The sequence below is a fragment of the Microseira sp. BLCC-F43 genome (assembly GCF_041929235.1).
GTDB lineage: Bacteria > Cyanobacteriota > Cyanobacteriia > Cyanobacteriales > Aerosakkonemataceae > Microseira.
In genome coordinates this window covers 23205-49975 of record NZ_JBHFNP010000104.1, presented here as the reverse complement: position 1 = coordinate 49975, position 26771 = coordinate 23205, and the positions used below count along the sequence as shown (strand labels likewise).

Genomic DNA, 26771 nt, shown 5'->3' with positions numbered 1-26771 from the left:
ATGAGGGTAGGCAAAATTGAATTAATAGAACTTTGGGATGGCGAACAATGAACGCACAAACCGGACGATTTGAAGAACCAGTAACAACCGTCGTTGTAGACACGACAACCGTTCAATCCGAAATTCCCGCAGAAGAAAAAGTGCGGGTAGAAGAATTTAAAGTTAACCGAGATACATTAGTTACCTTCATCAAAAATCTGATTCGTAAAGGTAACATTCGTCGCATCGCGATTCTAAACAAACAAGGCGAAAGACTGATTGAAATTCCTCTCCCCGTAGCAGTTGTAGGTTTAGGTGCAAGTGCAGTGGTGTTTCCAGTAGCAGCAGTAGTAGCAACGATTGCGGTTTTGGTCACCAATCCTACCGTAGTCATTGAACGACAAGAATAACAACCCGTTAGCGCGAACAAATAGAACGGTAATTTTGCAGTAGGGACATGGCGCAATATTATGTGTGCCGTGTCCCTACTTTTTCGCTAATGGCTAATGGCTAATGGCTAATGGTTAATGGTTAATGGTTAATGGCTAATGGCTAATGGCAGGAAAAGTGGTATATTAGTAAGCTACAGTAACTCTCGCAATTAGCAATTAGCAATTAGCAATTAGCAAATCCAGGGTTGAATTTCATGTCACAGTCTATTGAAACTAAAAAAAAGGGTAAATCGCTTCCCCCAAAGGCGATTATCACCTTGGGAAAATTTATCTGGACAACGCTTTGGCAGATAATGATGTCGCAAATGGCACCCCGCAATCAAGCAGGGGAGTACATTCGCCCGAATAGCTTTTTTCGCAAATCGATCTCAAAAGACGCTTCAAACCCCTACCAACCAGCCCCAGGACGCTATAAACTTTACGTGGGAATGGGTTGTCCTTGGGCGCATCGCACGCTGGTTGTGCGGGCGTTAAAAGGACTTTCTGATGTTATATCTGTGTCTATTGTTTCACCTTCCCCTGAAGAAGGCGGGTGGGTACTCAATCAAGAAGAAGAAGGTTGTCGCAGTTTAGCTCAACTTTACCAACTCGCAGAACCCGGTTACACTGGACGCTCTACAGTGCCGGTATTATGGGATAACCAGACAAAGACGATTGTGAATAATGAAAGTTCAGAAATTATTGTCATCCTGAACGAACAATTTAACGAATTCGCCCTGCATCCTGAGTTGGATCTCTATCCAGAACAACTGAGGGAAAAAATTGAGTATTGGAACGAAAAGATTTATCACTCGGTTAATAACGGCGTGTATCGCTGCGGCTTTGCCCAAACGCAAGCAGCGTATAATAAAGCCTGCGAAGAACTGTTTGCAACTTTAGATGAAATTGAAGCAGCACTAGAAACAAATCGATATCTTTGTGGGGAGAAGGTGACGCTGGCAGATGTGCGTTTGTTTACGACTTTGTTTCGCTTTGATATTGTTTACTACGGATTATTTAAGTGCAACCGTAAGCGAATTCAGGATTATCAGAATTTGGGAGCTTATTTGCGGGATTTGTATCAGCTTCCCGGCGTTGCCGATACTTGCGATTTAGACAGCATCAAGCGGGATTACTATGGGAATTTGTTTCCATTGAATCCAGGTGGGATAATTCCTTCTGGTCCCGATATAACAAACCTTTTAGAACCGCACAATCGCGAAACTGTTGGTCAAAACAAGTAGGGGCACGGCAACCGATTTAAGTATTGTTTGAGGTTGGGGAAATGTCTTGCTCAATCTTTGTCCAATCTGGTTGGGATTGAGTGCGGTTGGTCGCGCAGTTTCTGCCTGACTGGTATAGTTCATCTATTAGCGATCGCAGTTTTACCCCATGTCGGAGTCTGGCAGTTTTTGACCACCGGCGCGGTGATGGCGTGCAGTGGGATATGCGATCGCCAATTGAATATAGTTTGTTAACAGTTGAACAGCAACAGTTTAACCAACAACAGCAGCAACTGCGCCAGATGGCTTTGGGAGGAAAATTGTAGGGGTAAGGCATCATTATCAACGATCCTGGTAGGGGCACGGCATCAATAGACTTTGCATTTTACGAGAAGGATTTCTGCCGCCGTGCCCCTACAACCAACATTGATTGCCCACTTCTCTAAAAAGGCGAGGATCTTTGTACTTTTATCCAAAACATTAAGCAGTTTTGCTAGAATCAGAGCTGTTGACCATCAGCAATTAGCTAAGAGAGAAAACTATGATATCTCCTGGCAAAGTTTCTCCTCCTTTAACAATTCCTCCTTTAGAAAACGGCGACAGACTCACCCGCGCTGAATTTGAGCGTCGCTATCAGGCAATGCCCCATCTGAAAAAAGCTGAATTAATTGAAGGAATTGTTTATATGGCATCTCCTGTACGAGCAAAAAGTCACGGCAAACCCCATACTCACATTATGACTTGGCTAGGTACTTATGAATCGGCTACGCCAGGAGTGGAAGCGTTGGATAATGCTACTGTCTTACTTGACACCGATAACGAACCGCAACCGGATGGATTGTTAAGGATTGAAACAGGCGGACAGTCGAGCATTACTGAAGATGATTATGTGGAAGGTGCGCCGGAATTAATTGTAGAAATTGCTGCTTCTAGTGCTTCCTACGATTTGCATGAAAAACTCAAAGCTTATCGTCGGAATGGTGTGCAAGAATATTTAGTCTGGCGAGTTTACAATCGCGAGTTTGATTGGTTTAGGTTAAATGCCGGGGAATATATAAAAGTTGAACCGAATTCAGATGGGGTAATTTGTTCTCAATTTTTTCCATGATTGTGGTTGGATAAAGCTGCTTTATTGGCGGGAGATTTGGCTAAAGTATTAGCGGTGTTGCAGTTGGGATTAGCAACGCCAGAACATCAGGTTTTTGGGGAGAATTTATCAAAGTTAATTGCTGAGTAATAATATAAATTGCAGGAACGAGTTATGATAGGCGTTACCGATTTAAAAAATCTTTACGAGTTAGATGATTCTCAATGGCTAGAAGAAACAGTTAAGTTGCTGAAAAATAAACAATTTCAAGCTCTGGACTTAGAGAATTTAATTGAGGAGTTAGAGGATTTGGGCAAAGAAAAGAAAAACGCTGTAGCCAGCCTTTTAGAACAGGTTATCCGTCATTTATTATTACTTCAATATTGGACAAGTGAGTCTGAATATAATGCGGTTCACTGGCAAGAAGAAATATATAATTTCAGAATTAAATTGAAACGGAAACTTACTGCCAATCTTCGCAATTATTTAGAGTCATAATTGCAGTCTCTATATCAAGATGCGTTAGGATTTGTGAAAATAAAGACTCAAAATTACGTCAGTTTTACTTTTGAATGTCCTTACTCCCTTGAGCAATTACTTGATATTGAATGGTTGCCCGATTAAAGGCTTTAGGACTTACGATCGACATCAAATATGGTGGTGCCGTACTCCGATCTCTACGCACCCTACAGATAGCTAATGTTGAGTTAAAGGAACCGTATAAATTGCTACTACCGAATCGAGAAAATGCTTTTATTCAACCTGCAAAGCTAACGGGTTATTTGCTTTCAGAAACCCACTCTGTAGGCAAGTCAAAAGCTAAGTTTTTCCGAGAATTCGGTTTCAATGAGGAGAATGTCGAGATTTTAGAACAGGAGTTATTAAGAGTTGCTCGGTTTCAGGAAATTAATGAAACAATTACGACGACCCATGGCACTAAGTATACAATAGTAGGGACAATTAATACGCCAAGCGGTAAAGCAGTTAACGTTATCACAGTATGGATTATTGATGCAAATCAAGAAACCCCTCGGTTTGTTACCGCTGGACCATTTTTAGAAAGTAAGGGAGAGAAAGCGGATATTCAATTAGAACGCGAAATAATTAGAGGGCAACTTTTAGCACTTCTTGATGTCTTGCCTGTCGATTTATTGACACAAATGCGAGACTTCGCTGAGTTTTTACAACAAAAATATAAAACTAAAGAGAGTTAGGATTTACTAAAAAATTGATTTTAAGGTGCGAGTTACGATGGGCGTTACCGATTTAAAATATCTCGAGGAAATTGATTTGCTAGCGATCGCATCCTCCCACAATGCGACCGCTCCCAATCTGCTGCGACGGTAGCAGATCGAGGTTAAATATAACCATGAATTATCCCGCGAGGAATCGGACAGTTAATGAGCAGTGTGGGGAAAAAGCTGAAACAACGACGCGAATCGCTTTCTTTGACGCAGCAGCAAGTCGCCGATCAGTTGGGTGTTACTGTAACGACTGTGAAAAATTGGGAAGCTGGCAGACATATTCCGAAACTCTATTTCGAGCAAACGAAAGCGTTGTGTGACCTGCTGAAGCTTTCCTTAGATGAACTGGTAGATTAATTAACGTTCATTAGGCAATAGCGTTTGTCGCTATTGTCCTATCGTGTAACCCAAGGGAGGCGATCGCAAATTTTTCTCTTGGATACACTACTCTCCCGCAGCATTTAAAACATCAGCATATAGTTGATTGCTGACTCGGAAACCAGCTTGGGCAATTAAATCATCCATCACAGGTTTAACCGATGAAATCAATCTTCTGCGTTTAGCAACTAAGAGAATTCCTAACACTCCAACGGTATTGATTCCAAATCTAGATGCTGCTATTCTGCCCTGACGATCGTCTATCAGAAGTCGATTGGCTGATAGCTCTATAGCGAGTGCAATCGCTTCAGATTCACCCGGATCGATTTCTGTTTCGAGTTGCGTTACCAGGGTACGATTGATTACCTGTTGAGTTTGAATCCAAGATAGGGTTTGGATTTCAATAGTACCGGGGACTGTATAACCCAAGCTTGCCATCTCATCGTAAACTGCTTGAGGAATGATAATGTTGCCATACAGTTGTTGCAATAGGTCTAATTGTCCGACTGCTGCTAAGTTGGTTATGGGTGAAGTATTGCTGACAATAGTCACAAATCGCCCAGCCTTTTTAGGGTTTCGAGATCGTTTTGGAAATCTTCAACATCATAATTGATGCAGATACCGCGACTGGCAAGCTCTTTTTGGAATTCGATTAAGTTCATTCCGGCGAGGCGACGGGCTGTGCCTGTGCTAATTTTGGATTTTTGGTACAGTAAAATAGCAATTTCTAGCTTTAATTCGGCTTCTGACATCTTTGCGGCTGTTAGAATCTCATCGGGAATGACAACGCTCATGGTGTTTTCTGTTTAATAGCCTGAATTCTACTGCATCGATCGTAACCAGAGATCTGGGAAAATATTCTTTGGTGAAGAGGGAGCGATCGCTTTATAGCACTGACTTTAGCTCTTGCGATCGCTCAAACTTGATATAAAACCAAATCCGCTTTGATCGCCCCTTTTATGCCGAACGACGCGCATTCGCGGCTACACAAACAAAGCCCGCCTTCGCGGGCTATAAAATCAAGGGGGTTTAGAACCCGGATTTGGTATAAAATCCACCTATTCCGCCCGTTTTCTCCTTTCTAATAGATTCTTGGCGAATTTCCTCACCTGCTCATCTGGATCGTTGTCTGCGCGATCGCGTAACAAGTCTAGCATTTGGGGATGGTCGCGATCGTAGGGGCACGGCAGCAATAGGCAAGGCGCTCAACGACAAGCTTTTCTGCCGCCGTGCCCCAAAAGCCAATGTTGATCGTTTAAATGCTTTTGGAAACGATATGATATCAACGATCTTGGTAGGGGCACGGCATGAATAGTCTTTGCGCGAAACTCGAAGGTTTTCTGGTGCCGTGCCCCTACAATCAATGTTGATCTTTTAGATGCTATTGGAAAGGATATGATACCCTCCTATTGGGCCCGTTTTCTCCTTTCTAATAGATCCTTGGCGAAATTCCTCACCTGCTTATCTGGATCGTTGTCTGCGCGATCGCGTAACAAGTCCAGGGTTTGGGGATGGTCGTAATAGTATCTGACAATTGCCTCCAGAGCGGTTTGTCGGGGATGGAATCGAAACCAATAATCACCTGTAGGATCGTTAACACCAAAACGATTGTTAACAGCTGTAAAAGGATCGTTAACAGAGCGATCGCACAACAACTCAAACATCCCAGGCGTATCTTTCCAACCACGAGCGAGTAGTAGTATCGCAAGACCGCGCACCAAGCCATCCACATCGCTTTGCGCCCGGTCTTTCAGCAGAATCAAGGTATCTGAGTCATCTTTCCAACCACGGGCGAGTTCTTGCACCGCCGCATCGCGCACACCGTAATACTCATCGTTTTGCACCCGGTCTTTCAGCAGAATTAAGGTATCTGAGTCATCTTTCCAACCACGGGCGAGTTCTTGCACCGCCGCACGGCGCACAAAGTCATCCGCATCGTTTTGCGCCCAGTCTTTGAGCAGAATTAAGGTATCCGGGTCATCTTTCCAGTTCTGCGCGATCGCTCGCACGGCGCACCCTGGTACACAAGACTCTAAACCGAATTGAAGACAGGATTTTAGCCAGGGCAGGGTTTCTGGATCATCTTGCCAGTTAGTCGCGATCGCCATCACTATTGCATCAGCCGCTTCTTCATTAAATCTGTCAGGATATTGCACTTCAACTTCTTTTTTCAACACTTGTAGCAGTCGAGTCGCAATGGGAGCGATTTCCCTTCTATTCCTCACTTCTGCCAAACAATTCGCTGCTAGTAAAAGATTGCTAATCCCTTCCTTTTTCAGATATCCAAACTCATCCATAAACTCTTGCAGATCAATTTTTTGCTGCAACAGATACTCAATAATATCCCCAACGAACTTGGCATCAATCATCCCGCAAATCAACAGCAACACTTCATGCCAAGATTCATCCTGCCAGTGCTTGCCAAAAACATCATCGATTAACTTCTCCAGTGTCAGCGTCTGCGTCTCTTTAAACTGCCAGACAAACTCCCAGGCACAGAAATATTCCAGAAACGTGCGATGGACAAAGGCATAACTATTCCCACCCAGATAGCACAAAATAAAATTGCGGATTCGCAATTGCTTGATCGTCAAGCGGGCGATATCTCTTGCTTGCGGCACCTCTTTAATCGTTTTCAAATAGTTGGTCAGGATATCTTCTAACTGCGTCTCGCGAATCAAATTCCCAGCCAAACCCTTTTCTTTCCCTTGCATTTGATAGGCAACTTGGCGCAACATTGCCTGTTTGTCTTTCAAATCGATGACGACGGGAAATTTTTTTAATTCCGCGTCTTCTAAAACCTTGGCTTCCACATCCCACTGGTGCAATAATAACCCCGATGCCTTTTCGTAGAGGGTAGCCCGATCTCTAGGAAGTTCCTGACTGCGGTTGAGAATTGCCATCATCGTCAGCAGCAAGGGGTTTCCTGCTAGTTCTTGAATCGCTTTAGAATTGGTAATTCCTTTTCGCAGTCGCTCCTGTTTTCTGACTTTATCTTCTCCTTCTGGGAACGTTTGATCGTGCCAGCGTTGGATAAAGTCTTCAATTTGTTCTGATGACAAATCTTGCAGCATAAAGTGGCGAAACTCCGCATCTCGCAGCCGTTGCGCCTTGTAACCCAGCCAGCGAGATGTGGCGATCGCCTGCACTTTCGGATACTTATTCGTAAAGCTGTGAATATCGGTAACCACGACTTCCCGCAGTGCCGGCTCGAATACTTCATCCAACCCATCAAACATCGCGATCGCGTGTCCCCGTTTTAACCATTCTTCCAATTGATGTTGGTTCAATCGCTCCAAAATATCGCCTGAATGTAAAAATCCCAGAATGTCATTGCATTTCCCGCTATGGCGATTTTGGGCATAAATGCGTAACTCAATTAACAGGGGAATTGGGTAAACCGGCAAATCTTTTACAGGTCTTTCTGCCCATTTCAAAGCAATATATTGCAGCAGAGTTGATTTTCCCGCCCCCGGATCGCCTAAAATTACTGTATACTGAGACAATGCGCGATTTTGCGGCTCAGAAGAACCTGGATCGCCTACGATTTCAAACACCGAACGAATTGGCTGATCTACGTAAGCTTTGCGGTAACGTTCCACCTCAGCTTCGGCAATTTCTGCATCTAATTGATTTTGCGATCGCATTTCCCGCAACAGTTCTTTAGGGATCTCATAAACCTGGGGTAAAAATTCCTGGCACTCCCGCGCATTTTGCGGCACGAAGACATTCCACAGCTTTAGCTCATTGTAGGCGTATGCGATATGCCTCCGGCACGCTACGCGAACGCATCCATCGATTCCAATCGCAGATTACCATACTGTTCCCGCAGCGCTTCCCGATAGCGCCGCCAATCAAATTCGGTTGGAATACCAGCCATTTCTTTCAACTGTTCCGCAGCAGCTTCTTGCGCATGCGCCGCAAAAATTGCTTGCAGTTTATCGTCATCTTTAATAATATTTTTCACCCGTTTCAGATAGCGCTTGCTAATCTGCCCCCAATCAAACTCCTCCGGCAAAAAAGGCAAATTCATCTCGCGCCAAGTGCGCGCCATAATTTGAATATCCAGTCCCTGAGAATCGCTATTAAAAGCACTCCCCAACGTCGCGGCAATTTTTTCTTGATTGACAAAATCTTTCAACGGTTTAACGTACTGTTTAATCATAATTTCATCATAATCAGCCCGTTCTAATTCCTGCTGTACTAATAGCAAAAATTGAGTCAACGCCTTACCATAAGCTTCTTTCAGCGGGTCTTTTTCCGGCAAGTGAATCACTTTTTTCAGGCAGTCTTTAAAGAAATCCTTCGCATAATCCTTCGCCGATTCCTTCGCCAAGTCTTCTAAGATCGGTTTAAATACCAACCCCGCTGCTTGCGCCACGCCCCAAACAACCAGCCATTCCGACATAAGGTAATATCCGCCAGCAAAATTTATCTCTTCTCAGATCTTGCACCACGGGAGGTAGAACCTCCCGGATTTCGTTCCCAGGTTGAACCTGGGAACGAGAAACGAGAATCTGTGGGCTGTTGCCTCTTGGTGCAAGATCGGGACTTACGCAAAGAAACCGGGTTTCTAGGCTCGTCGTGCGGCAGATTGCAAGTGAGTGAGGTACAGTACAGCCTTTTGGCTTCGTTTGTGTAGCGGCACCCTTAAGGGTGCCCGCACACAGCTGTTGGTGTACCTCAGGCGGGTGCAAACCGCTATAACATTGAAGAAGACATGGCTAAAAAGTCTATCTTTGGATAGATGAGGTGCAAATGGTGATATGCTCTTAAAACAGCACTCTGGGCTGGAGAGCGATCGCCACCTCTACCCGGTGCTGCGTCATCGTTCCGCCCGGTATCCAGATGAAAAATGTAAATGTAATGTGGGAAGTCAAACACTGCGAGAAATGCAGCTGTTTTTCGGTGATGAGCGTAGATCGATTTTGGGAATGTTTGAAGTGTCGAGAGTTACCCGTGGATACTGATGACCAATCTGGGGAAAGGAAATGCGTTTATTGTCGTAAACCTCTCATCCTGCTGATGGAAGCTTGTTTGGACTGCGGTAATCAACCTCGTTACGAGGATAGAAAAATTCATGGGCGGCGGTTATATTAAAATCTGTTAAGGATTTTGCGTAGAATTAAACCATCATTCGATGCAGCGATCGCTTAAACGTTTTTTTCCTATCCTGGCTGTGATATCGTTCGTAACGGTATTGCTGGCTTCCAGCTTCACCCCAGCGCGCGCCCAGTTACCCACACCGGAAATACCCCGCCAGGAAATTCGGGGTGTTTGGATTACCAGCAACGATCTTGACATTCTCAAAGATCGTGCCAAAGTCCAGGATGCTACCAGTCAACTGCGACGCCTGAATTTCAACACCCTCTATCCTGTAGTGTGGAATTCTGGCTATGTCATGTATCCCAGTCCCGTCGCACAAAGGAACGGTATCCAACCCTTTGTTTACAAAGGTTCAGATGGACACGATATTTTAGCGGACTTAATTGTCCAATCCCATCGCCAAAACTTACTGGTAATTCCCTGGTTTGAGTTTGGTTTTATGGCACCTCCAACCTCGGAATTGGCATTAAATCATCCAGATTGGTTGACGCAAAAGCAAGATGGTAGCCAAACATCAATTAGCGCGGCGGGAGAGGTTAGTTGGCTCAATCCTTTCCATCCCGAAGTGCAGCAATTTATAACCGATCTCGTGTTGGAAGTCGTCACTAAATACGATGTGGATGGCATTCAATTTGACGATCACATGAGCTTGCCCCGCGAATTTGGCTACGATCGGTACACGGTTGCATTGTACGCAAGGGAAACGAGTAACAATCCCCCAACCGATCCCGACGATCCAGCATGGATGCAATGGCGATCCGAGAAAATCACCGCGTTTATGTTACAACTCAACCAAGCAGTAAAAGCGCAAAAACCCAAAGCAATTTTCTCGGTTTCGCCCAACTATTACGACTTTGCTTATAAGTTGCACTTGCAAGATTGGCTAACCTGGGTACGAATGAATATCGTAGACGAGCTAATTGTGCAAGTTTATCGTCACGAACTGAACTCGTTTACTGCAAAGATTGAACTTCCAGAAATTCAAGAAAGCCAACAAAGGATTCCAACTGGAATTGGAATTATGGCAGGGTTGCGAAATCGTCCCGTTTCGATGCCACAAATTCAGTCCCAAGTACAAGCTGCTCAAGAGCGTGGTTTAGGCGTGACTTTCTTTTATTACGAAAGCCTTTGGGAGCGTGCCCCAGAACCAGTTGCAGAGCGACAAGCTGTATTTCAAAATCTGTTCAAAACTCCCGCACTTCGCGCCAGAATAGAATCATAAATCAAGTTGGTAATTGGTAATGGGTAATGGGTAATTGGTAATTGCTAATGGTTAATTGCTAATATAAGATTTTTACTGACATTAGCCATTAGCCATTAGCCATTAGCAAAATTAGGTGCGTAGACGATGGAAACGGCGAAGAAAATTCTGGCGATTGGGGGTGGAATTGGTGGCGCTGCAACTGCACTAGCACTTCATCGCGTCGGATTTAAACCGATTGTTTATGAGCGCAGCGAAACTTTGAGGGAAGTCGGTGCTGGAGTCGCGCTTTGGGCGAATGCCACTCGTGTTTTGCAAGAGTTAGGTGTTTTAGAAGATGTGTTGCGCGCCAGCGATCCGATTACGAACTATCAGTTCTTTTCCCATAGGGGCAAACAATTGATCGACCTCCGCGTCGATGGTTTTGAAGTGCCAGCGGTAGCTATCCATCGGGCTGATTTGCAGGCGTTGCTTTGGCAAAAAATCCCCTTGGAACAGCGTATTTTAGGTCAAGAGTTTGAGCGATTTGAGCAAGTTGGAGACAAAGTTATTGCTCATTTTTATGGTGGTTTAGCAGCGGAAGGAGATGGATTGATTGGGTGTGATGGGTTGCGATCGCGCGTGCGATCGCAACTGTTTGGTGAAGCGCCACCAATTTATCGCGGCATGACTTCATATCGAGGAATAACAAATTACATACCTGACACCTACAAACCTGGATATATCTGCGAATTTCTCGGTGCAGGAAAAGCCTTCGGATTTGTGACAATTGGCAAAGGCAGAATGTATTGGTATGTCGCTTCTAAAGCATCAGAAGGACAACCCGACGCACCCATCGGTCGTAAGGGAGAACTTCAAGAAATGTTTCAAAATTGGCCTTCACCTATTCCGGAACTGATTGCGGAAACTGATGAAGCTAATATTATCAAAACCGATCTCTATGACCGCGTACCGCTGCAAAAATGGAGCTTTTCAAATATTACGTTACTTGGTGATGCCGCACACCCAACTCTGCCAACAATGGGACAAGGAGCTTGCATGGCAATTGAAGATGCCCTTGTCGTCACCAAATGTTTGCTCGAACATTCAGATCCGGCAACAGCTTTCCTTCAGTATGAATCGCTGCGATTGATTCGCACCAAAAAGATTGTCGAACAATCCTTGCTAATTGGTAAAGTTGCTAAAATAGAGAATCCCGTTGTTGCGGCACTGCGAAATACATTGATGAAGTTGCTATCAAAACAGTTTGAAAATGACTATAAAGTCCTTCACGGTTACAGAGTTAGCTTTTAAGGACAGGTATTACGCAAACCCATCACCTTAGTTTCTGCGTCGTACTCTACCTGACAAATCGACGATTTTTCCCATCACCTTAGTTTCTGCGTCGTACTCTACCTGACAAATCGACGATTTTTCCCATCACCTTAGTTTCTGCGTCGTACTCTACCTGACAAATCGACGATTTTTCACATCACCTTAGTTTCTTTGCGTAAGTCCAGAAGGAACATTTTTTTGGTTAAGATCGGTATAATCTTAATTCATAACCTTCACAAATCCGATGTGAAATCCGATAAACGCATTGAATGATGGCACAAGAAAATTCTCTCCCTCAATCTCACTTGCCTAGACTTCCTCTCCCTCCCCAGATAATGGGATCTGAGATCGGTTCTTTCGCTTACAATACCGTCGCCAATCGGTTACCGGATATTGCCCAGCGGGTAATCGATGACAATAAATTCCCGCCATTTATTGTGGAAAATCTGCAAACGCTGATTCAGGAATTGCCTTACGGACAGGTGCGATTTCTAAAAGATACTGAAGCGCCCGATATCGCAGCTTGGAATAATTATTTAGAACCTTACGCAGGAAAGAACTGGTTGGATATTCCCTGGTATTTTGCGGAGGCGTATTTTTATCGCCGGATTTTAGAAGCGACAAATTATTTCATCCCCGGAGACTGGCAGGGTTTCGATCCGTTTGAAAATCAAAAACGTCTGGGAATTTTAACTTCAATTAAGTCTATCCAAGCATTAAGCGCCATCGTCAACAGATGGGTATGTTCAGCACCAGAGAGGCACAGGTATCATTTGATTACGCTCCTGTATACTTCTTTATGGGGCAATCGGGCTGATTTGAGCTTGTGGCCTGCGGAATCAGGCGATCGCTCTAATATAGAAATTCAGCGGGAAAAGGCTTATGTTTTGGCAGATAATACCGATGCGATCGCAAATCAAATTTCCCGTTTTAAAGACGCCAGAATCGATTTTATCATCGATAATGCCGGTTTTGAACTATTCGGCGATTTGTGCCTCGTAGACTTCCTGCTAGCAACGAATGCGGCTAAAAAAATTTACCTACAATTGAAAGCGCATCCGACTTTTGTATCCGATGCGATGATAAAAGATATTCACCAAACGATAGAATTTTTAGCGAAGGATAGCGACGTTCAGGTGCAGATGCTAGCGTCGCGGTGGCGATGGTATATTGAGAGCGATCGCTTGCGTCTCTGTGAAAATATATTCTGGACATCACCCCTCGCGTTTTGGGAAATGCCCGATGCTTTGCGCCAAGAGTTATCCAAGTCAAATTTAATCTTTATCAAAGGGGATGCCAACTATCGACGACTGTTAGGCGATCGCCACTGGCCTTTTACCACTCGCTTTGAAGATATCGTAACCTACTTCCCGGCTCCAATGGTAGCGTTGCGTACCCTCAAGGCAGAATTGGCATCTGGGTTACAATTAAAGCAGATAGAAACCCTCAACCGCGAAGATCCCCAATGGTTAACTAACGGAAGATGGGGAGTAATTCAATTTGCTAATGGCTAATGGCTAATGGCTAATGGCTAATAGCTAATAGAAAACCAATTAGCAATTAGCAATTAGCAAACAAACGATGGGGAGTCATCCAATTTGTTAATGGCTAATAGCTAATAGCTAATAGAAAACCAATTAGCAATTAGCAATTAGCAATTAGCAATGACCAATTACCAATTACCAAAATATGAACTTCTGTAGCGATAACGTCACAGGCATCTCACCGGAAATTATAGCAGCACTAATTGCTGCCAATGAAGGCGCGGCGATGCCTTATGGAAACGACGAATATACGAGACGACTGCAAAGTAAATTTTCCCAATTATTCGAGACAGAGGTAACGGTTTTTCCCGTGGCAACTGGATCGGCGGCGAATGCGATCGCTCTTTCCGTCATCACACCTTCTTATGGTGCAATATACTGTCACGCCGACTCCCATATCAACCTCGATGAATGCGGCGCACCCGAATTCTATACAGGTGGCGCAAAATTAGTTTCCCTTCCAGGAGTTGGTGGCAAAATAACTGCCGCCGACTTGGATATAAAACTAAAAAAAGCCGGTGCTGGCGTCGTGCATCACGTCCAACCTGCTGCTGTTAGTTTAACCCAAGCAACCGAGGCGGGAACTGTTTATACTCTTGATGAAATTCGCGCCATTTCTGAAGTAACTCGCGCCCACAATTTAACCTTACATATGGATGGGGCGCGCTTTGCCAATGCAGTTGTAAGTTTGGGTTGTACTCCTGCCGATATTACTTGGCGTGCCGGTGTAGATATCCTATCTTTTGGCGCGACTAAAAATGGCGCAATGGCAGCAGAAGCGGCGGTCTTTTTTAACCGCAATTTAGCCGAAACATTTCACTTCCGGCGCAAGCGGGGCGGACATTTATTCTCGAAAATGCGGTTCTTATCGGCGCAGTTAGAAGCTTACATTACAGATAATTTATGGCGGCGAAATGCCAGTCATGCTAACAAAATGGCAGCTAAATTAGCAAATGGATTAACTTCTATACCGGGAGTAAAGTTGCTTCATCCCGTTCAAGCTAATGAAATTTTCGCGGACTTGCCAGAAGCTGTAATTCAAGGATTGTATGGTGAGGGGTTTCAATTTTATCGCTGGGAAGGAGAAGGTTCGACCATTGTGCGTTTAGTGACTGCTTTTAATACAAAGGAAGAAGATGTAGTGGCATTTATAGAAACTGCGAAAAGATATTCAACTCCCGTTTATCCTCCGGCAATGGGGGAATTGACTGGTGTTTGAGGTAGGCGATATTTGACTAACCAAAGAAACCAGCGATCGCTCCTGCAAAAACACAAACCACCCCAGGATTGGGGCGGTTTTTTTTATGGGGTTGGAGACGATCGCTCCCCATCGCTGCTAGACGCACCTCTGCAACTACGTATTGGACGATTGCGCGACTGGGTCTATCCTATTGTGGACACTTGTGGTAGAGTTGGCATTAACCAAATACTGCGCCGCATCGCTGGTATAGCAGACCAACGATACGACGACTTCCCCCTAAAAAGACTAGGAGGCTCATTTTATCATGCCAGAAATTGGGAAATTAAAATGCTTTCTTCCGTTGGAAATTCTGACTGCAACTCCCTTTGCAGACAGTTTGCCTGGTCATAGCAACGGCAGCTTTGAACAAGTCAAGGTGCTGGTAATTGGATCTCGCTATGGGGTCACTTTGACTATCCAGACGCTGCATGTCTTACGTTTCGCAGAAGTTGGTCAATGGAGTCGGTTGCTACCCGCGCCTACTCCCGGCGAAGTGATGAGCATTTTGATCCGGAGGATTGCTAGTCCCACTGTCTAGACAGCAACCCGGTTTCCAAGTACAACGCGCCATTTCTTTGTAGATTGGTTTGAGTGAAGCGCAACCCAAATTTTGCGTTGGGTTTCGTACCTCAACCCAATTGACAAAATAGACTTCTCCAATAACTACCCTCTTTGGCGGGCAGAATGCCCAACCCACAAGAGTTATTGGAGAGGTCTAATAGACTTCTCCAATAACTACCCTCTTTGGCGGGCAGAATGCCCAACCCACAAGAGTTATTGGAGAGGTCTAATAGTCCATTTTTCGGTTTGGCGAAGGTATTAACGGTAGAAATCGGGTTTCTTTGCACGCAAGCTACGCAAACGCCTGTTTATACCATTAACCAGTGAGAAATTACCATGACCAATGGAAGCAACGGTAACCAACCCAACGGCGACACACCTCAACCAGAGCGAATAGATACATTAGAGGGTTTCGTTGAAGCTTTGGATATATCTGTTAACATTCTGGAAAACAGAACCGACGATCTGGAGGACAAAACTAAGTCTCTTGAAAATCAAGTTGGCAGACTGACTGAGGAAATCAACGAGTTAAAACGGCAAATAAGAGAAATTCGCAAAGAAGAAGATGACTGAAGAAGAGAAATGTTTAAGTCTCCAAGAGCGCGCTCAAAGGCGTCTAGCAAAAGCCAAGGAACAGCAAGAAAAAAGCATTTTAATGAAGGAGAGATTTGAGGTTACCAAGCAACGTTGGGAGAAACTCAACACCGAAAATGCTTTGATGCGCGATCGCAAATCTCCCTTGCTGGACTTCGTTGATGATTTGGTGCATCGTCCTCCCAATACCGAACAGATGCGCCAACTCAAGGAACTGCTATTACAAGAACACAAAGCGATCGCTCAACTCATTACCCTAATCGATCGGTATTTGGATAGCGATCGCTAACAGCAACACAACATTGTAGGGAACATTAGTAAGTTTTTTCACCAGCTCAAAGGTTTTCTCTTGTTCCCTACACCTCATTGATTTGACTGACATCAGTTCATTTAGGTAGTTTCAACTCCCCAAATTTAGGCGACCACCAGTTGCCTTGCTTCGTTTTAAAGAATGCTACATCTTTACACTTACTCGGTCTAGTTTTGGGATTACAACATCGCAGCATCACCTTTGCTTGACCGTCTTTACTATACTCGTAAACTTCCAGAGGATTGTGACAAACCGGACAAGAATACTCGCTCAGCGATTCAGGCGTAGGGGCAGATTTCCGCTCGGATAATGGTAGTTCGTAATTCCCACTTTTAACATTTAAAAACATCACCGTTCCACAACCGCCTGTCTGGCGATCGCAGCTGAGGAAATGGTCAGCTTTTAGCTTTTGAGACTTGGAGGAAACTTTGGTCATTTGACCCCCGCAGTTGGGACATTGAATATCTGCTTGCTTTTGGGAAGATGGTGCTGAACTTTTCCCAGTATTTTGATTAGGTAAACTGCGTTTTACCTTGGCAACTTCTCCCACAGCTTTTGCTAAAGCTGGGGCAAAATAATCGCGGTTCCAACTGGTTAGATAGCGCTCCCAGTTGAGTTTTCCCTGAGCGATCGCATCCAATTCCTGCTCCATCTTGGCAGTAAATTCCGCTGCGATTAAGTCGGGTAAAACCTGCGCTAAAAAAGCATCCAACTCCATCCCTAATTGAGTCGGTTGCAATTTCCCCTTAACTAATTCCACATATTGACGCTCTTTCAAAGTCTTAATTGTGGGAGAATAAGTACTAGGTCTACCGATGCCTTTACGCTCCATCAATTGCACTAATTTAGGTTCGGTATAGCGAGGCGGTGGCTGAGTTTGTTTCTTCTCCGCCGCTGCTTGTTTAAGATTTACCACCTGTCCTTGCTGCACATTTGGTAACTCGCTATCATCGCTGATATTGTTCCAATAAACGGTATAACCGGGAAAGATTAAAACTTGTCCCCTAGCTTCCCAAAACGCCGTTCCAGATTGAGTAATAATTCGAGTTTTCGCAATTTGTGCTGCACGACATTGGGAAGCGACGGTACGATTCCAAATCAATTGATAAAGATTAGCTTCGTCCCCATTCACTCGCGAGGAAAATTGCTCTGGTGTGAGATACACATCCGTCGGACGAATCGCTTCGTGCGCTTCCTGCGCGCCAGCTTTGGAACGATGTCGGGTTACTTTAGCGGGTACGTTATCTGAATCGTTTTGCTCTAAATACTGACGCACAGTAGCGCAAAATTGGTCAGATAACATTACCGAGTCGGTTCGCATATAGGTAATATAACCCGCCTCGAATAAAGATTGGGCGACCTTCATCGTAAATTCCGGTGCAAAGCGCAATTTTGCTCCCGCCGCTTGCTGCAAACTAGAAGTCGTAAATGGTGCAGGTGGCGATTGGTTTATCGTCTTCTTTTCAACTTGAACGATTTGATGGGGATTCGATTTGGCGATCGCAACCAAGCGATCTGCTTCCGCTTGGGAAGTTACCCGGTCTGATTCAGGTAAGACATCGGTTTTAGTCGCTGCATCATCGGGTTCTGAGGATGTTTCATCTTTCTTTTCGTTCCATTTTGCCCGATAAAAAGCTTTAAATCCTTCTACATATTCAACCCAAACCGACCAGTAATCTTGCGGGACGAACGTAATAATTTCTGTTTCTCTTTGGCACAGTAAATGCAGCGTGGCACTTTGCACCCTTCCCATTGATTTTGCCCCATTATTCAGCGCCCATACTAAATGCTTGCTGCCTTTATATCCGACCAATTTATCCAAACAATCTCTAGCACGTCCGGCGGCGATTAAATTTTGGTCGAGGGTTTTGGGATTGGCAAGCGCTGCCATGACGGCGGGTTTGCTAATCTCGTTATAAGTGATGCGAAAAGGTTGGTTTAATCGCAATTCTTGCGCTAAGTGCCAACCAATGGTTTCCCCTTCCCTGTCGGGGTCGGTGGCGATGTAAACTTCAGTTACTTGCTGAACAACTTGCCGCAGTTCCTTGAGGATAGAACTCGCGCGTGAGCTTCTGGGAGTGTAGCGACAGCGAACGCGATCGCCCTCTAAATCAAACCCTAAAGCATCTTCCCCATCGTCAGCTAACTCTCGAATATGACCCATGCTAGCTTTGACAATCCAACCTGTTCCGAGAATTTGGCCTAACTTTTTTAATTTACCAGGAGATTCGATTAATAAGAGCTTTGTCATATTGCCTGCATTAACTTAATTTTAAATCCCTCGTCAATGCTGGGAACATTTTAATATAAAATACCCAGCCGTAGGGGCACGGCATAGAAAATATAGCGAATTGCAGCTGTATGAGGTACACCTTGGTTTGTATAGCGGCAGCATTAATGCTGCGCGCTTGACAAACTCGCGCGATTTCGCTTTCCCTCATCCACTTGCAATCCGCTGTATTTCCCTCTCTCCAAAAGACTTTCGGTGCCGTGCCCCTACTACAAAACATCTATATTCGGAGCAGCAGGGGCACGGCATAGACAAGATTTCCCTCTCTCCAAAAGACTTTCGCTGCCGTGCCCCTACTACAAAACATCTGTACGGATAAGCTGCTACGCACCTAATTTGAGAGCCAAATTTTACCTTTTTCTTGTGGGGTGGGCATCTTGCCCGCCTCTTTATTGGATTTAAATGCGTAGCAGCTTATTACGCACCCACTCCATATATGGTGGTGGCGGTGCCGTACACCGCTGATAACGCAACCTACATCTATAATTAATTCGTCAAATTGTAAGACACTTGCAACAGTCCAGAGTCAAATCTTTTAACTTCTTTCAACTCAAGTTTTGTCTCCAAACTTGCATCTCTCACAATCAGTGGAATGCCATCCCCTAAAATAATTGGGTGAATTGCAAGAATCAGTTCATCAAGCAAACCATCTTTGATGAAATAATGAATAATCTCTGCTCCCCCAACTAACCAAATATCACCACCCGACTGGTTACGCAGCTTATCGGTAAAGTTTTTTATATCTTCCCCTACAAATTCCACGTCGTCGTTTTTACCTTGCATAGTTTTGGAGAAAACAAAACCCTTCTTCCCTTTGTATGGATATTCCCCAAATTCTTGAATTTGGCGATATGTCTTACCACCCATGAGTACGGTGTCAATCGAGTCAAAAAACTCAGTATAACCGTAGTCAGCGTCGGTAAATAGCCAATCTACTTCTCCTGATGTCCTCGCGATGTATCCATCTAGACTAGAAGCAATGAACAAGCGGATTTTTCTCATAATTTTAGTATTTACTTTCCCTTCAAATCGCCTCGATACACTCCCGACTATCATTTTTAGGATTATTCACTTTTGCGCTTACCGGATAGACAGTCATCACATCCGATCGATAAGGTTGCAACAAAGATTTCAGGGATTCAGGTTTTTGCTTTGTATCTAACCATTGGTCGTAGTCTTTCGGGTCTATAATCGCTGGCATTCTGTCGTGAATTGGACGTAAAATATCGTTGGCTTCAGTCGTTATAATCGTACAAGAATCTATCGCCTCACCTTCAGGACTTTCCCAATGTTCCCACAGTCCGGCAAAAGCGAACATTTTACCATCTTCCACCTGGAAATAATAGGGTTGCTTTTTGCCGTTTTGCTGCTGCCATTCGTAAAAACCATCCGCTAAAATCAAACACCGCCGTTTCTTAAAAGCAGAACGAAAAGCTGGCTTTTCCTCGACTGTTTCTGCCCTGGCGTTAATCAGTTTAGCGCCCATTTTGCGGTCTTTTGCCCAAGATGGAATTAAACCCCAGTATAATAATTTAAACTCGCGAGCGCTATCCTGCGAATTTTGCCATATTGTGCCTACTTCCTGGGTTGGTGAAATGTTGTAACGCGGCGATAATGGAGGAACTGAGGTGAGGTTGAATGATTCAGCGATCGCTTGCGCTAACTGAGTAAAGCTAAATCGTCCGCACATATTTTTATCCTCCCGATTTCGCCAGAGTTTACAATTTTACAGAGGATTGCTTTTCGAGTGAAGGAAAGCCTTATGGCTTAGTTTGTATAGCGGCAGCAAAAATGGCAGCCGCTATACAAACTAACGTTTACCTCATACGGCTACAATCCGCTGTAAACTAACGATCTGCTGCCAAAACTGACCATGTTTAAATTATACGACTTTTTGCCCTCCGGTAACTGCTACAAAGTCCGCCTTTTATTGACCCAACTTGGCATTCCTTTTGAAAGGATAGACATTGATATTCTCAAAGGAGAAAGCCGGACGCCGGAGTTTATAAGTAAAAATCCCAACGGGCGCGTTCCGGTTTTAGAAACAGACTCAGGGCAATTCCTCGCCGAATCAAACGCTATCCTATTTTATCTCAGTGCGGATACAGACTTTTTCCCTAACGATGTTTTTGAGAAGTCGCAAGTGCTGCAATGGTTATTTTTTGAACAGTACAGTCACGAGCCTTTTATTGCGACTTCCAGATATTGGATTTCTATCTTAGGAAAGGCTGAGGAATACCGGGAATCACTCAAGCAAAAACGCGAACCTGGATATGCAGCACTCGCCGTGATGGAGAAGCATTTAACCGATCGTAATTTTTTCGTTGCAGAGCGATACACGATTGCCGATATTGGCTTATTTGCTTACACTCATGTCGCCCATGAAGGGGAGTTTGATTTAAGCGGATTTCCGGCTATCCAAGCTTGGATTAAACGAGTTCAAGCGCAACCTCGACATATTAGCATTACTCAAGTTTAATCACAAGTTGAGGAGGACGCTCTGACGCTCTGACGCCCAGACGCGGGGCAACCCCACAGATAAATCTGGGGGATTCCAGCAAGGAAAAATTTCTTTTTTCTCCACGGATAAATCCGGGGGGGCTGCTAGACCGGGTGCTTCGATCAAAAGAAGGGGAGCGCGACCCTTCTCCCCAACTCCTTTCTCTGGTGCGTCTTCTTGGTCAAGCAGAGGAATGCAAGCTTTGCGTATCCGTTGATTGATTAGCTTAATTTATATTTTTTCTAAAATAAATTAAAATATGAAAAATAGCCACAAAAGCCTATTCCAAAGAGGGTTGACAACGCGCTAAAAATCTGATAATTATATTGTTGTTGTGTCGATGCATCTAAATTAGGGATATAAACCAAATTTTTCGGGCTGCTGTTAAAGGGCAAATTTTATTGATTTTGAATGAGAATTTAATGGAGAATTAAACTCATATCTAAAAAGTTAGATATGATAAATTTTGATTATTCGTAATAATTTGTTTGTGATTAATGGATGTATGTACAGGCCATGCCTAGCAAAAATAGTCTAAATCAGCAGCAGAAATATTGGCTACAGAAGATGAATAGCGATCTGCCTTTGTTAGAAATACCATCAGATTATCCACGCTCGGCAGTCAAATCATTATATTAGAGCTAAGGAAGCAGTTGAGCTTAATGAAAATATCTGCTTAAAACTAGATAAATTTTGTTTAGATGAGAACTTTACTACCTTTACCACGCTTCTTGCTGCATTTAAAGTTCTTTTGCTTCGTTATACGAGACAGAATGATATAATTGTAGGCTCCCTATCTGCCGATAGTATTCGGGGAAAAGAGGAAGCGAGTCCTGAGAAATTTATCAATCCAGTAGCCCTGCGAACCAATTTAACCGAAGAGCTAAATGCGAAAGAAGTTTTAAGGCGCGTGGCTAAAACAGTTGAGGAGGCTGCACAGAATAGAGATTACCCATTTGAAAAGCTGGTTGTGGCACTTAATAGGGAGCAAAATTTAACTGCGACACCGATTTGTCAAGTGATGTTGGTGCTGTGCGGTGTACCGTTTTGTATTTCTGAAGCACCGATAGAAGAACAGAATCTGGTGTCGATTCAGGAACATAGAGGTTTGTGCGATCTAGTGTTGTTGGCTTATAAAAAAGAAGAGAAATTTATTATAAGTTGTGAATATAACGCTGAGTTGTTTGAGTCAGCCACAATTAGGCGAATGTTGGGGCATTTGCAAATTTTGCTGGAAAACCTCATTGCCAATCCAGACCAGTGTATTTCCACCTTGCCACTGCTTACAGAGCGAGAGCGACACCAGCTATTAGTAGAATGGAACGATACCCAAACAGACTTTCCTCAAGATCGATGTCTCCACCAACTGTTTGAAGCTCAGGTGGAAGGAACTCCCCAAGCAGAAGCTGTAGTCTATGAAGAACAGCAGCTAACCTACCAACAGCTGAATCAAAAAGCTAATCAACTGGCGCACTATCTTCAAGGTTTGGGAGTAGGTCCAGAGGTACTTGTAGGTATCTGCATAGAGCGATCTTTAGAAATGGTAGTGGGAGTTTTAGGCATTCTTAAGGCGGGTGGGGCTTATGTTCCGTTAGACCCTGCTTATCCTTCTGAGCGTTTAGCTTATATGTTGTCAGATTCCTCTGTGCGGGTACTACTGACGAGCAAGAAGTTACTGAGTACATTACCACAACTAGCTCAGGCAGCCCAAGGGTATAAAATAGTCTGCCTAGATAAAGACTGGGAGGTCATCTCTCAAGAGAACTCGGAAAATCCACTTAGCCAGGTTCAACCTGACAACTTGGCCTATGTCATTTATACCTCGGGTTCTACAGGTCAACCCAAAGGGGTGGCTATGAGGCACCTTGCTCTTTGTAATCTGATTTGGTGGCAACTCCAAAATACGACAGTTTCCAGCACAGGGAGAACTCTACAATTCGCTCCCTTAAGCTTCGATGTCTCCTTTCAAGAAATCTTCTCAACTTGGTGTTCTGGGGGAACGCTGGTTTTGATCAAGGAGGAAGTGCGACGAAATCCGGTAGCTTTGTTAAATTTCCTGACTGACAAAGAAATTGAAAGAATATTTCTTCCCTTTGTCGCCTTACAACAATTGGCTCTTGCTGTAAACTCAGCATCAGTTCCCACCACTTTGCGTGAAGTCATTACCGCTGGAGAACAGTTGCAGATTACAAGTGCGATCGCCAACTTATTTGGTCAAATAGATTGCACTCTGTACAATCATTACGGACCAACAGAGAGCCATGTCGTTACCGCTTATAAGCTGACAGGAGAAGTAAGCAGTTGGTCTGCCCTTCCTCCTATCGGTCGTCCTATAAGTAATACACAAATATACATACTCGATAAATTTCTGCAACCAGTTCCCATTGCGATTCCCGGTGAACTTTACATTGGTGGCTATTGTCTGGCTTTAGGCTATTTTAACCGCCCAGAGCTAACTCAAGAGAGATTCATTCCCAACCCCTTCGGTTCTGGTCGCCTTTATAAAACTGGAGATATAGCTCGCTACCTAAGAGATGGCAATATCCAGTATCTTGGTCGTGCTGACCATCAGGTTAAGGTGCGGGGTTTCCGCATTGAACTGGGGGAAATAGAAGCTATGCTGACACAACATCCCGCTGTCAAAGAAAGCGTAGTCATACCTCGCGAAGATGTTCCCGGAGACAAACGCTTAGTGAGCTATGTAGTTCCAAACTCAAAAGCAGCTTTTGCCTTAAACCAAGAATCCAATGTTGAGCAAATTGCACAGTGGCAGTTGATATGGGATGCAAATTACAGCCAGCCTGCTGCCGATTCCGATCCGACCTTCAATACTATAGGTTGGAGAGATAGCTACACAGGTCAGCCAATTGCCTTTCATATGATGCGCGAATGGGTGGATACTACAGTAGAACGTATTCTCTCTTGGCAACCTGACCGCGTATTAGAAATTGGCTGCGGAACCGGAATGCTACTGTTTCGGATTGCCCCTAGGTGTTCCTTTTACCTTGGCACTGACATTTCTCATGAGGCTTTGCACTACGTTGAGCAGCAGTTGGAAAAGTTAGACGGCACTTGGTCGCAAGTTTCCCTTTGGCACAGAGCAGCAGATAATTTTGAGGGAATCGAACCTTCGTCATTTGACACTGTGGTCATCAATTCTGTAATCGAGCTGTTTCCCAGCATGGATTACTTGGTCGATGTCTTGGAAAAAGCCGTGCAGGTGGTGAAACCCGGAGGCATCATCTTTGTGGGGGATGTACGCAGCTTGCCTCTGCTAGAAGCTTTCCATGCCGACGTTGAACTGTATAAAGCTCCCGCCGAGCTATCCAGAGACCAGTTGCGGCAGTACGTGCAAAACAGCATGAACCGGGAAGAGCAATTAGTGGTCGAGCCAAATTTTTTCACGGCACTAAAGCAACTTATCCCGTCAATCAGCCATGTCCAAATTCAGCTCAAGCGCGGTCGCTACTGTAATGAACTAACTAAATTCCGCTACGATGTTATTCTTCACATAGAAAAAGAGGTTTGCCCCACAGCAGAAGTACGTTGGTTAGATTGGCATAAAGATAAACTCAGCGTGCCAATTGTCCGCCAGATACTTACAGAAACCGAACCATAAATTTTAGGGATAAAACACGTACCAAACGCCCGTTTGATCGCAGAAATCAAGCTCCTAGATTTGCTTTATTGCGATCAAGGAGTCGCTACAGCAGGTGAATTGCGAGAAGCCTTGCAACCGTTTTACGGACATGGGGTAGAACCAGAAGATTGGTGGGCTTTGAGTGATGAGTTACCTTATACGATTTACATAAACTGGTCTGGGGCAGAGGCTTTAGGTTACTACGATATAGTCTTTCAACAAAGCAAAACATCTTCGCCTGTTTTGTCAAACGCGGTGTACAACGATCAGGTAAAACCTTGGACAGCTTATGCTAATAATCCTCTTCAGAGACAGGTGGCTGGCAAGCTCAGATCAGTATTACGAAGTTATTTGAAAGAACGTCTACCTGACTATATGGTACCAGCAGCTTTTGTTGTACTCAATAAAATGCCTCTGACTCCTAATGGAAAAGTAGACCGTCGTGTACTACCTGCCCCAGATATGTCTAGTAGACCTGAGTTGTCAGCAGCTTTGGTCATGCCCCAATCGGATGCTGAACAACTCATTGCTAAGGTTTGGCGGGAAGTCCTGCAATTAGAAGTGGTAGGAATTAATGACAACTTTTTTGACTTAGGCGGACATTCTTTGCTTCTCCTCCAAGTTCGTAACAAACTAGGCGAAATTCTGGGTTCAGAAGTATCGATTGTAGCGCTGTTTCAACACCTTACAATTCATACTTTAGCCCACCACCTAAGTCAAAACAAACCAGAAGTTTCTACCGTTAAGCACAATAATACTGGCTTACGCCTTCTACCGGTTTCACGAACAAGGGAATTGCCTCTGTCTTTTGCCCAGGAACGAATGTGGTTCTTGAGCCAGTTAGAGCCAAATAACCCCTTTTACAATGAACCACAAGCTCTACGATTTCATGGTTCCCTGAACATCGTTGCGTTAGAGAAAAGTCTCAACAAGATTATCCAACGTCACGAAGCTTTACGTACAAACTTCGTAACCGTTGACGGGCAACCAGTTCAGGTAATTACTGAAACTTTGACCTTGAGTGTGCCAGTAGTAGACCTGCAACACTTAAGAGAAAGTGAGAGAGAAATCCAGATCCAGCAATTAGCAACGGCAGAAGCCCAACAACCCGTTGACCTCGCTAGCTCGCCTTTAATCCGAGCAAAATTGCTTAAGCTAACAGAGCTAGAACATGTGTTGCTGCTAACAATGCACCACATTGTCTTCGATGGTTGGTCATTGGGTATAATTTTACAGGAGCTAGCAACTGTTTACTCGGCTTTTTCTAATGACTTGTCTCCAGAGTTACCTGAATTACCAATTCAGTACGCAGACTTTGCTGTTTGGCAGCGGCAGTGGTTGACAAAAGAGGCACTTTCCTCTCAACTGGCTTATTGGAAGCAACAACTGTCCGGCATGCCAGATTTATTGGAATTGCCAACCGACCGAGTGAGACCTTCAACTCAAACGTTCCGAGGGGCGCATCATAAAGTTGCACTCTCACTAGAGCTAACTCAGGCGTTAGTGAGTTTAAGTCAGCGCTATGGAGTCACCCTGTTCATGACCCTCTTGGCAGCCTTTCAAGTATTACTTTACCGTTATACAAGGATGAGTGATATCTGCGTTGGCACGCCACACGCTAACCGCGATCGCACCGAAATTGAAGGATTAGTTGGATTCTTCGTCAATACGTTGGTTCTGCGGACTGATATGTCTGACAATCCGAGTTTTGAGGATGTACTATCTCGAGTTCGGGAAGTGACGCAGGAAGCTTATGCCCATAAAGACCTACCGTTTGCGAAGTTAGTAGAGGAATTGCAGATAAAGCGTGACTTAAGCTACACACCACTGGTGCAGGTGATGTTGGCGTTTCACAATATGCCGATGCCCCAGATACAGATCGAAGGCTTAACGGTGAGTCGATTGGCGGTAGAAAACGCTACGGCGAAGTTTGATTTGCTTTTATCTTTAGAGAACACCCCCTCTGGACTAATTGGGGAATGGGAGTACAATACCGATCTGTTTGATGCTACCACCATCGAGCGGATGGCAGGACATTTCCAAACTTTACTAGAGGCGATCGTCGCGAATCCAGAACAGCATCTTACGGAATTGCCCCTGTTAACAGAGCCAGAGCGACACCAGCTATT

23 protein-coding genes and 3 pseudogenes are annotated in these 26771 nt (G+C 44.4%); 18 read left to right on the top strand and 8 right to left on the bottom strand.

The annotated features are described in order from the left end of the window. Positions 1-47 precede the first annotated feature (47 nt). The 7 genes and pseudogenes from ACE1CM_RS15555 to ACE1CM_RS15525 all read left to right on the top strand — a co-directional run bounded on the left by ACE1CM_RS15555 (position 48) and on the right by ACE1CM_RS15525 (position 4321). Complete coding sequence (locus ACE1CM_RS15555) at positions 48-389, top strand: DUF4342 domain-containing protein (RefSeq protein WP_374878416.1); 342 nt, start codon at positions 48-50, stop codon at positions 387-389. A gap of 236 nt (positions 390-625) precedes the next feature. After that, positions 626-1654, top strand: coding sequence for a glutathione S-transferase family protein (locus ACE1CM_RS15550; RefSeq protein ID WP_374878415.1), 1029 nt, complete (start codon positions 626-628; stop codon positions 1652-1654). Between the two features lie 86 nt (positions 1655-1740). Beyond that, positions 1741-1959: a hypothetical protein gene (locus ACE1CM_RS15545; RefSeq protein ID WP_374878414.1), complete on the top strand. Its 219-nt coding sequence runs from the start codon at positions 1741-1743 to the stop codon at positions 1957-1959. Positions 1960-2174: 215 nt separating this feature from the next. Next, positions 2175-2870, top strand: a pseudogene (locus ACE1CM_RS15540) (Uma2 family endonuclease). Positions 2871-2894: 24 nt separating this feature from the next. Then, a pseudogene (locus ACE1CM_RS15535) lies at positions 2895-3344 on the top strand (DUF29 domain-containing protein). Further along, on the top strand, positions 3329-3934 hold the full coding sequence (locus ACE1CM_RS15530; protein ID WP_374878413.1) for a DUF6883 domain-containing protein: 606 nt from the start codon (positions 3329-3331) through the stop codon (positions 3932-3934). Before ACE1CM_RS15535 ends, ACE1CM_RS15530 begins: the two are co-directional and overlap by 16 nt. Positions 3935-4120: 186 nt before the next feature. Next, the gene (locus ACE1CM_RS15525; protein WP_374878412.1) at positions 4121-4321 is read left to right on the top strand and encodes a helix-turn-helix transcriptional regulator; all 201 of its coding nucleotides are present in this window, start codon (positions 4121-4123) and stop codon (positions 4319-4321) included. Between the two features lie 87 nt (positions 4322-4408). On the opposite strand, the gene ACE1CM_RS15520 is transcribed toward ACE1CM_RS15525, so the two are convergent. From ACE1CM_RS15520 to ACE1CM_RS15500, 5 genes are all read right to left on the bottom strand, one after another. Beyond that, positions 4409-4894: a DUF3368 domain-containing protein gene (locus tag ACE1CM_RS15520; protein ID WP_374878411.1), complete on the bottom strand. Its 486-nt coding sequence runs from the start codon at positions 4892-4894 to the stop codon at positions 4409-4411. Further along, the gene (locus ACE1CM_RS15515) at positions 4891-5136 is read right to left on the bottom strand and encodes a UPF0175 family protein (protein WP_374878410.1); all 246 of its coding nucleotides are present in this window, start codon (positions 5134-5136) and stop codon (positions 4891-4893) included. The genes ACE1CM_RS15520 and ACE1CM_RS15515 overlap by 4 nt, the downstream gene beginning before the upstream one ends. 264 nt (positions 5137-5400) lie before the next feature. Then, positions 5401-5535, bottom strand: coding sequence for a hypothetical protein (locus ACE1CM_RS15510; protein ID WP_374878409.1), 135 nt, complete (start codon positions 5533-5535; stop codon positions 5401-5403). Between the two features lie 213 nt (positions 5536-5748). Further along, entirely contained in the window at positions 5749-8064 is a 2316-nt protein-coding gene (locus ACE1CM_RS15505) for an NACHT domain-containing protein (RefSeq protein ID WP_374878408.1), read from the bottom strand. 56 nt (positions 8065-8120) lie between these two features. Continuing rightward, positions 8121-8750, bottom strand: a complete 630-nt coding sequence (locus tag ACE1CM_RS15500; protein WP_374878407.1) for a hypothetical protein — start codon at positions 8748-8750, stop codon at positions 8121-8123. Positions 8751-9108: 358 nt separating this feature from the next. On the opposite strand from ACE1CM_RS15500, the gene ACE1CM_RS15495 reads away from it, so the two are divergent. The 8 genes from ACE1CM_RS15495 (at position 9109) to ACE1CM_RS15460 (ending at position 16191) form a co-directional block, all read left to right on the top strand. Continuing rightward, complete coding sequence (locus ACE1CM_RS15495; RefSeq protein WP_374878406.1) at positions 9109-9312, top strand: hypothetical protein; 204 nt, start codon at positions 9109-9111, stop codon at positions 9310-9312. A 170-nt stretch (positions 9313-9482) separates the two neighbouring features. After that, positions 9483-10670, top strand: a complete 1188-nt coding sequence (locus tag ACE1CM_RS15490) for a glycoside hydrolase family 10 protein (RefSeq protein WP_374878405.1) — start codon at positions 9483-9485, stop codon at positions 10668-10670. Positions 10671-10796: 126 nt separating this feature from the next. Next, positions 10797-11942, top strand: coding sequence for an FAD-dependent monooxygenase (locus ACE1CM_RS15485; RefSeq protein WP_374878404.1), 1146 nt, complete (start codon positions 10797-10799; stop codon positions 11940-11942). 356 nt (positions 11943-12298) lie between these two features. Further along, positions 12299-13477, top strand: a complete 1179-nt coding sequence (locus tag ACE1CM_RS15480) for a damage-control phosphatase ARMT1 family protein (RefSeq protein ID WP_374878403.1) — start codon at positions 12299-12301, stop codon at positions 13475-13477. Positions 13478-13652: 175 nt separating this feature from the next. Next, positions 13653-14726 (top strand): threonine aldolase family protein, encoded by a 1074-nt coding sequence (locus ACE1CM_RS15475; RefSeq protein ID WP_374878402.1) that lies wholly within the window; start codon positions 13653-13655, stop codon positions 14724-14726. Positions 14727-14738: 12 nt separating this feature from the next. After that, on the top strand, positions 14739-15098 hold the full coding sequence (locus ACE1CM_RS15470; RefSeq protein ID WP_374878401.1) for a hypothetical protein: 360 nt from the start codon (positions 14739-14741) through the stop codon (positions 15096-15098). A 546-nt stretch (positions 15099-15644) separates the two neighbouring features. Then, a complete protein-coding gene (locus tag ACE1CM_RS15465) occupies positions 15645-15881 on the top strand; it encodes a hypothetical protein (protein ID WP_374878400.1) in 237 nt (78 codons plus the stop codon). Further along, on the top strand, positions 15874-16191 hold the full coding sequence (locus ACE1CM_RS15460) for a hypothetical protein (protein WP_374878399.1): 318 nt from the start codon (positions 15874-15876) through the stop codon (positions 16189-16191). The genes ACE1CM_RS15465 and ACE1CM_RS15460 overlap by 8 nt, the downstream gene beginning before the upstream one ends. A gap of 97 nt (positions 16192-16288) precedes the next feature. Here the strand turns inward: ACE1CM_RS15460 and topA are convergent, their stop codons facing one another. The 3 genes from topA to ACE1CM_RS15445 form a co-directional block, all read right to left on the bottom strand. Continuing rightward, a complete protein-coding gene (gene topA, locus ACE1CM_RS15455; RefSeq protein ID WP_374878398.1) occupies positions 16289-18463 on the bottom strand; it encodes a type I DNA topoisomerase in 2175 nt (724 codons plus the stop codon). Between the two features lie 525 nt (positions 18464-18988). Continuing rightward, entirely contained in the window at positions 18989-19504 is a 516-nt protein-coding gene (locus ACE1CM_RS15450; RefSeq protein WP_374878397.1) for a dihydrofolate reductase family protein, read from the bottom strand. A gap of 22 nt (positions 19505-19526) precedes the next feature. Further along, the gene (locus ACE1CM_RS15445; RefSeq protein ID WP_374878396.1) at positions 19527-20192 is read right to left on the bottom strand and encodes an SOS response-associated peptidase; all 666 of its coding nucleotides are present in this window, start codon (positions 20190-20192) and stop codon (positions 19527-19529) included. A 183-nt stretch (positions 20193-20375) separates the two neighbouring features. On the opposite strand from ACE1CM_RS15445, the gene ACE1CM_RS15440 reads away from it, so the two are divergent. From ACE1CM_RS15440 to ACE1CM_RS15430, 3 genes and pseudogenes are all read left to right on the top strand, one after another. Next, positions 20376-20981, top strand: coding sequence for a glutathione S-transferase family protein (locus tag ACE1CM_RS15440; RefSeq protein WP_374878395.1), 606 nt, complete (start codon positions 20376-20378; stop codon positions 20979-20981). Between the two features lie 625 nt (positions 20982-21606). Beyond that, positions 21607-24621: an amino acid adenylation domain-containing protein gene (locus ACE1CM_RS15435; RefSeq protein ID WP_374878425.1), complete on the top strand. Its 3015-nt coding sequence runs from the start codon at positions 21607-21609 to the stop codon at positions 24619-24621. Positions 24622-24897: 276 nt separating this feature from the next. Then, positions 24898-26760 (top strand): annotated as a pseudogene (locus tag ACE1CM_RS15430) (condensation domain-containing protein); the annotation flags it as partial. Positions 26761-26771 lie beyond the last annotated feature (11 nt).

Coding starts and splice junctions, on each gene's coding strand:
- ACE1CM_RS15515 (WP_374878410.1), bottom strand. CDS start 5,136: ATGAGCGTTGTCATTCCCGATGAGATTCTAACAGCCGCAAAGATGTCA.
- ACE1CM_RS15530 (WP_374878413.1), top strand. CDS start 3,329: ATGGTTGCCCGATTAAAGGCTTTAGGACTTACGATCGACATCAAATAT.
- ACE1CM_RS15480 (WP_374878403.1), top strand. CDS start 12,299: ATGGGATCTGAGATCGGTTCTTTCGCTTACAATACCGTCGCCAATCGG.
- ACE1CM_RS15525 (WP_374878412.1), top strand. CDS start 4,121: ATGAGCAGTGTGGGGAAAAAGCTGAAACAACGACGCGAATCGCTTTCT.
- ACE1CM_RS15490 (WP_374878405.1), top strand. CDS start 9,483: ATGCAGCGATCGCTTAAACGTTTTTTTCCTATCCTGGCTGTGATATCG.
- ACE1CM_RS15465 (WP_374878400.1), top strand. CDS start 15,645: ATGACCAATGGAAGCAACGGTAACCAACCCAACGGCGACACACCTCAA.
- ACE1CM_RS15485 (WP_374878404.1), top strand. CDS start 10,797: ATGGAAACGGCGAAGAAAATTCTGGCGATTGGGGGTGGAATTGGTGGC.
- ACE1CM_RS15450 (WP_374878397.1), bottom strand. CDS start 19,504: ATGAGAAAAATCCGCTTGTTCATTGCTTCTAGTCTAGATGGATACATC.
- ACE1CM_RS15495 (WP_374878406.1), top strand. CDS start 9,109: ATGCTCTTAAAACAGCACTCTGGGCTGGAGAGCGATCGCCACCTCTAC.
- ACE1CM_RS15440 (WP_374878395.1), top strand. CDS start 20,376: ATGTTTAAATTATACGACTTTTTGCCCTCCGGTAACTGCTACAAAGTC.
- ACE1CM_RS15555 (WP_374878416.1), top strand. CDS start 48: ATGAACGCACAAACCGGACGATTTGAAGAACCAGTAACAACCGTCGTT.
- ACE1CM_RS15500 (WP_374878407.1), bottom strand. CDS start 8,750: ATGTCGGAATGGCTGGTTGTTTGGGGCGTGGCGCAAGCAGCGGGGTTG.
- ACE1CM_RS15550 (WP_374878415.1), top strand. CDS start 626: ATGTCACAGTCTATTGAAACTAAAAAAAAGGGTAAATCGCTTCCCCCA.
- ACE1CM_RS15445 (WP_374878396.1), bottom strand. CDS start 20,192: ATGTGCGGACGATTTAGCTTTACTCAGTTAGCGCAAGCGATCGCTGAA.
- ACE1CM_RS15460 (WP_374878399.1), top strand. CDS start 15,874: ATGACTGAAGAAGAGAAATGTTTAAGTCTCCAAGAGCGCGCTCAAAGG.
- topA (WP_374878398.1), bottom strand. CDS start 18,463: ATGACAAAGCTCTTATTAATCGAATCTCCTGGTAAATTAAAAAAGTTA.
- ACE1CM_RS15475 (WP_374878402.1), top strand. CDS start 13,653: ATGAACTTCTGTAGCGATAACGTCACAGGCATCTCACCGGAAATTATA.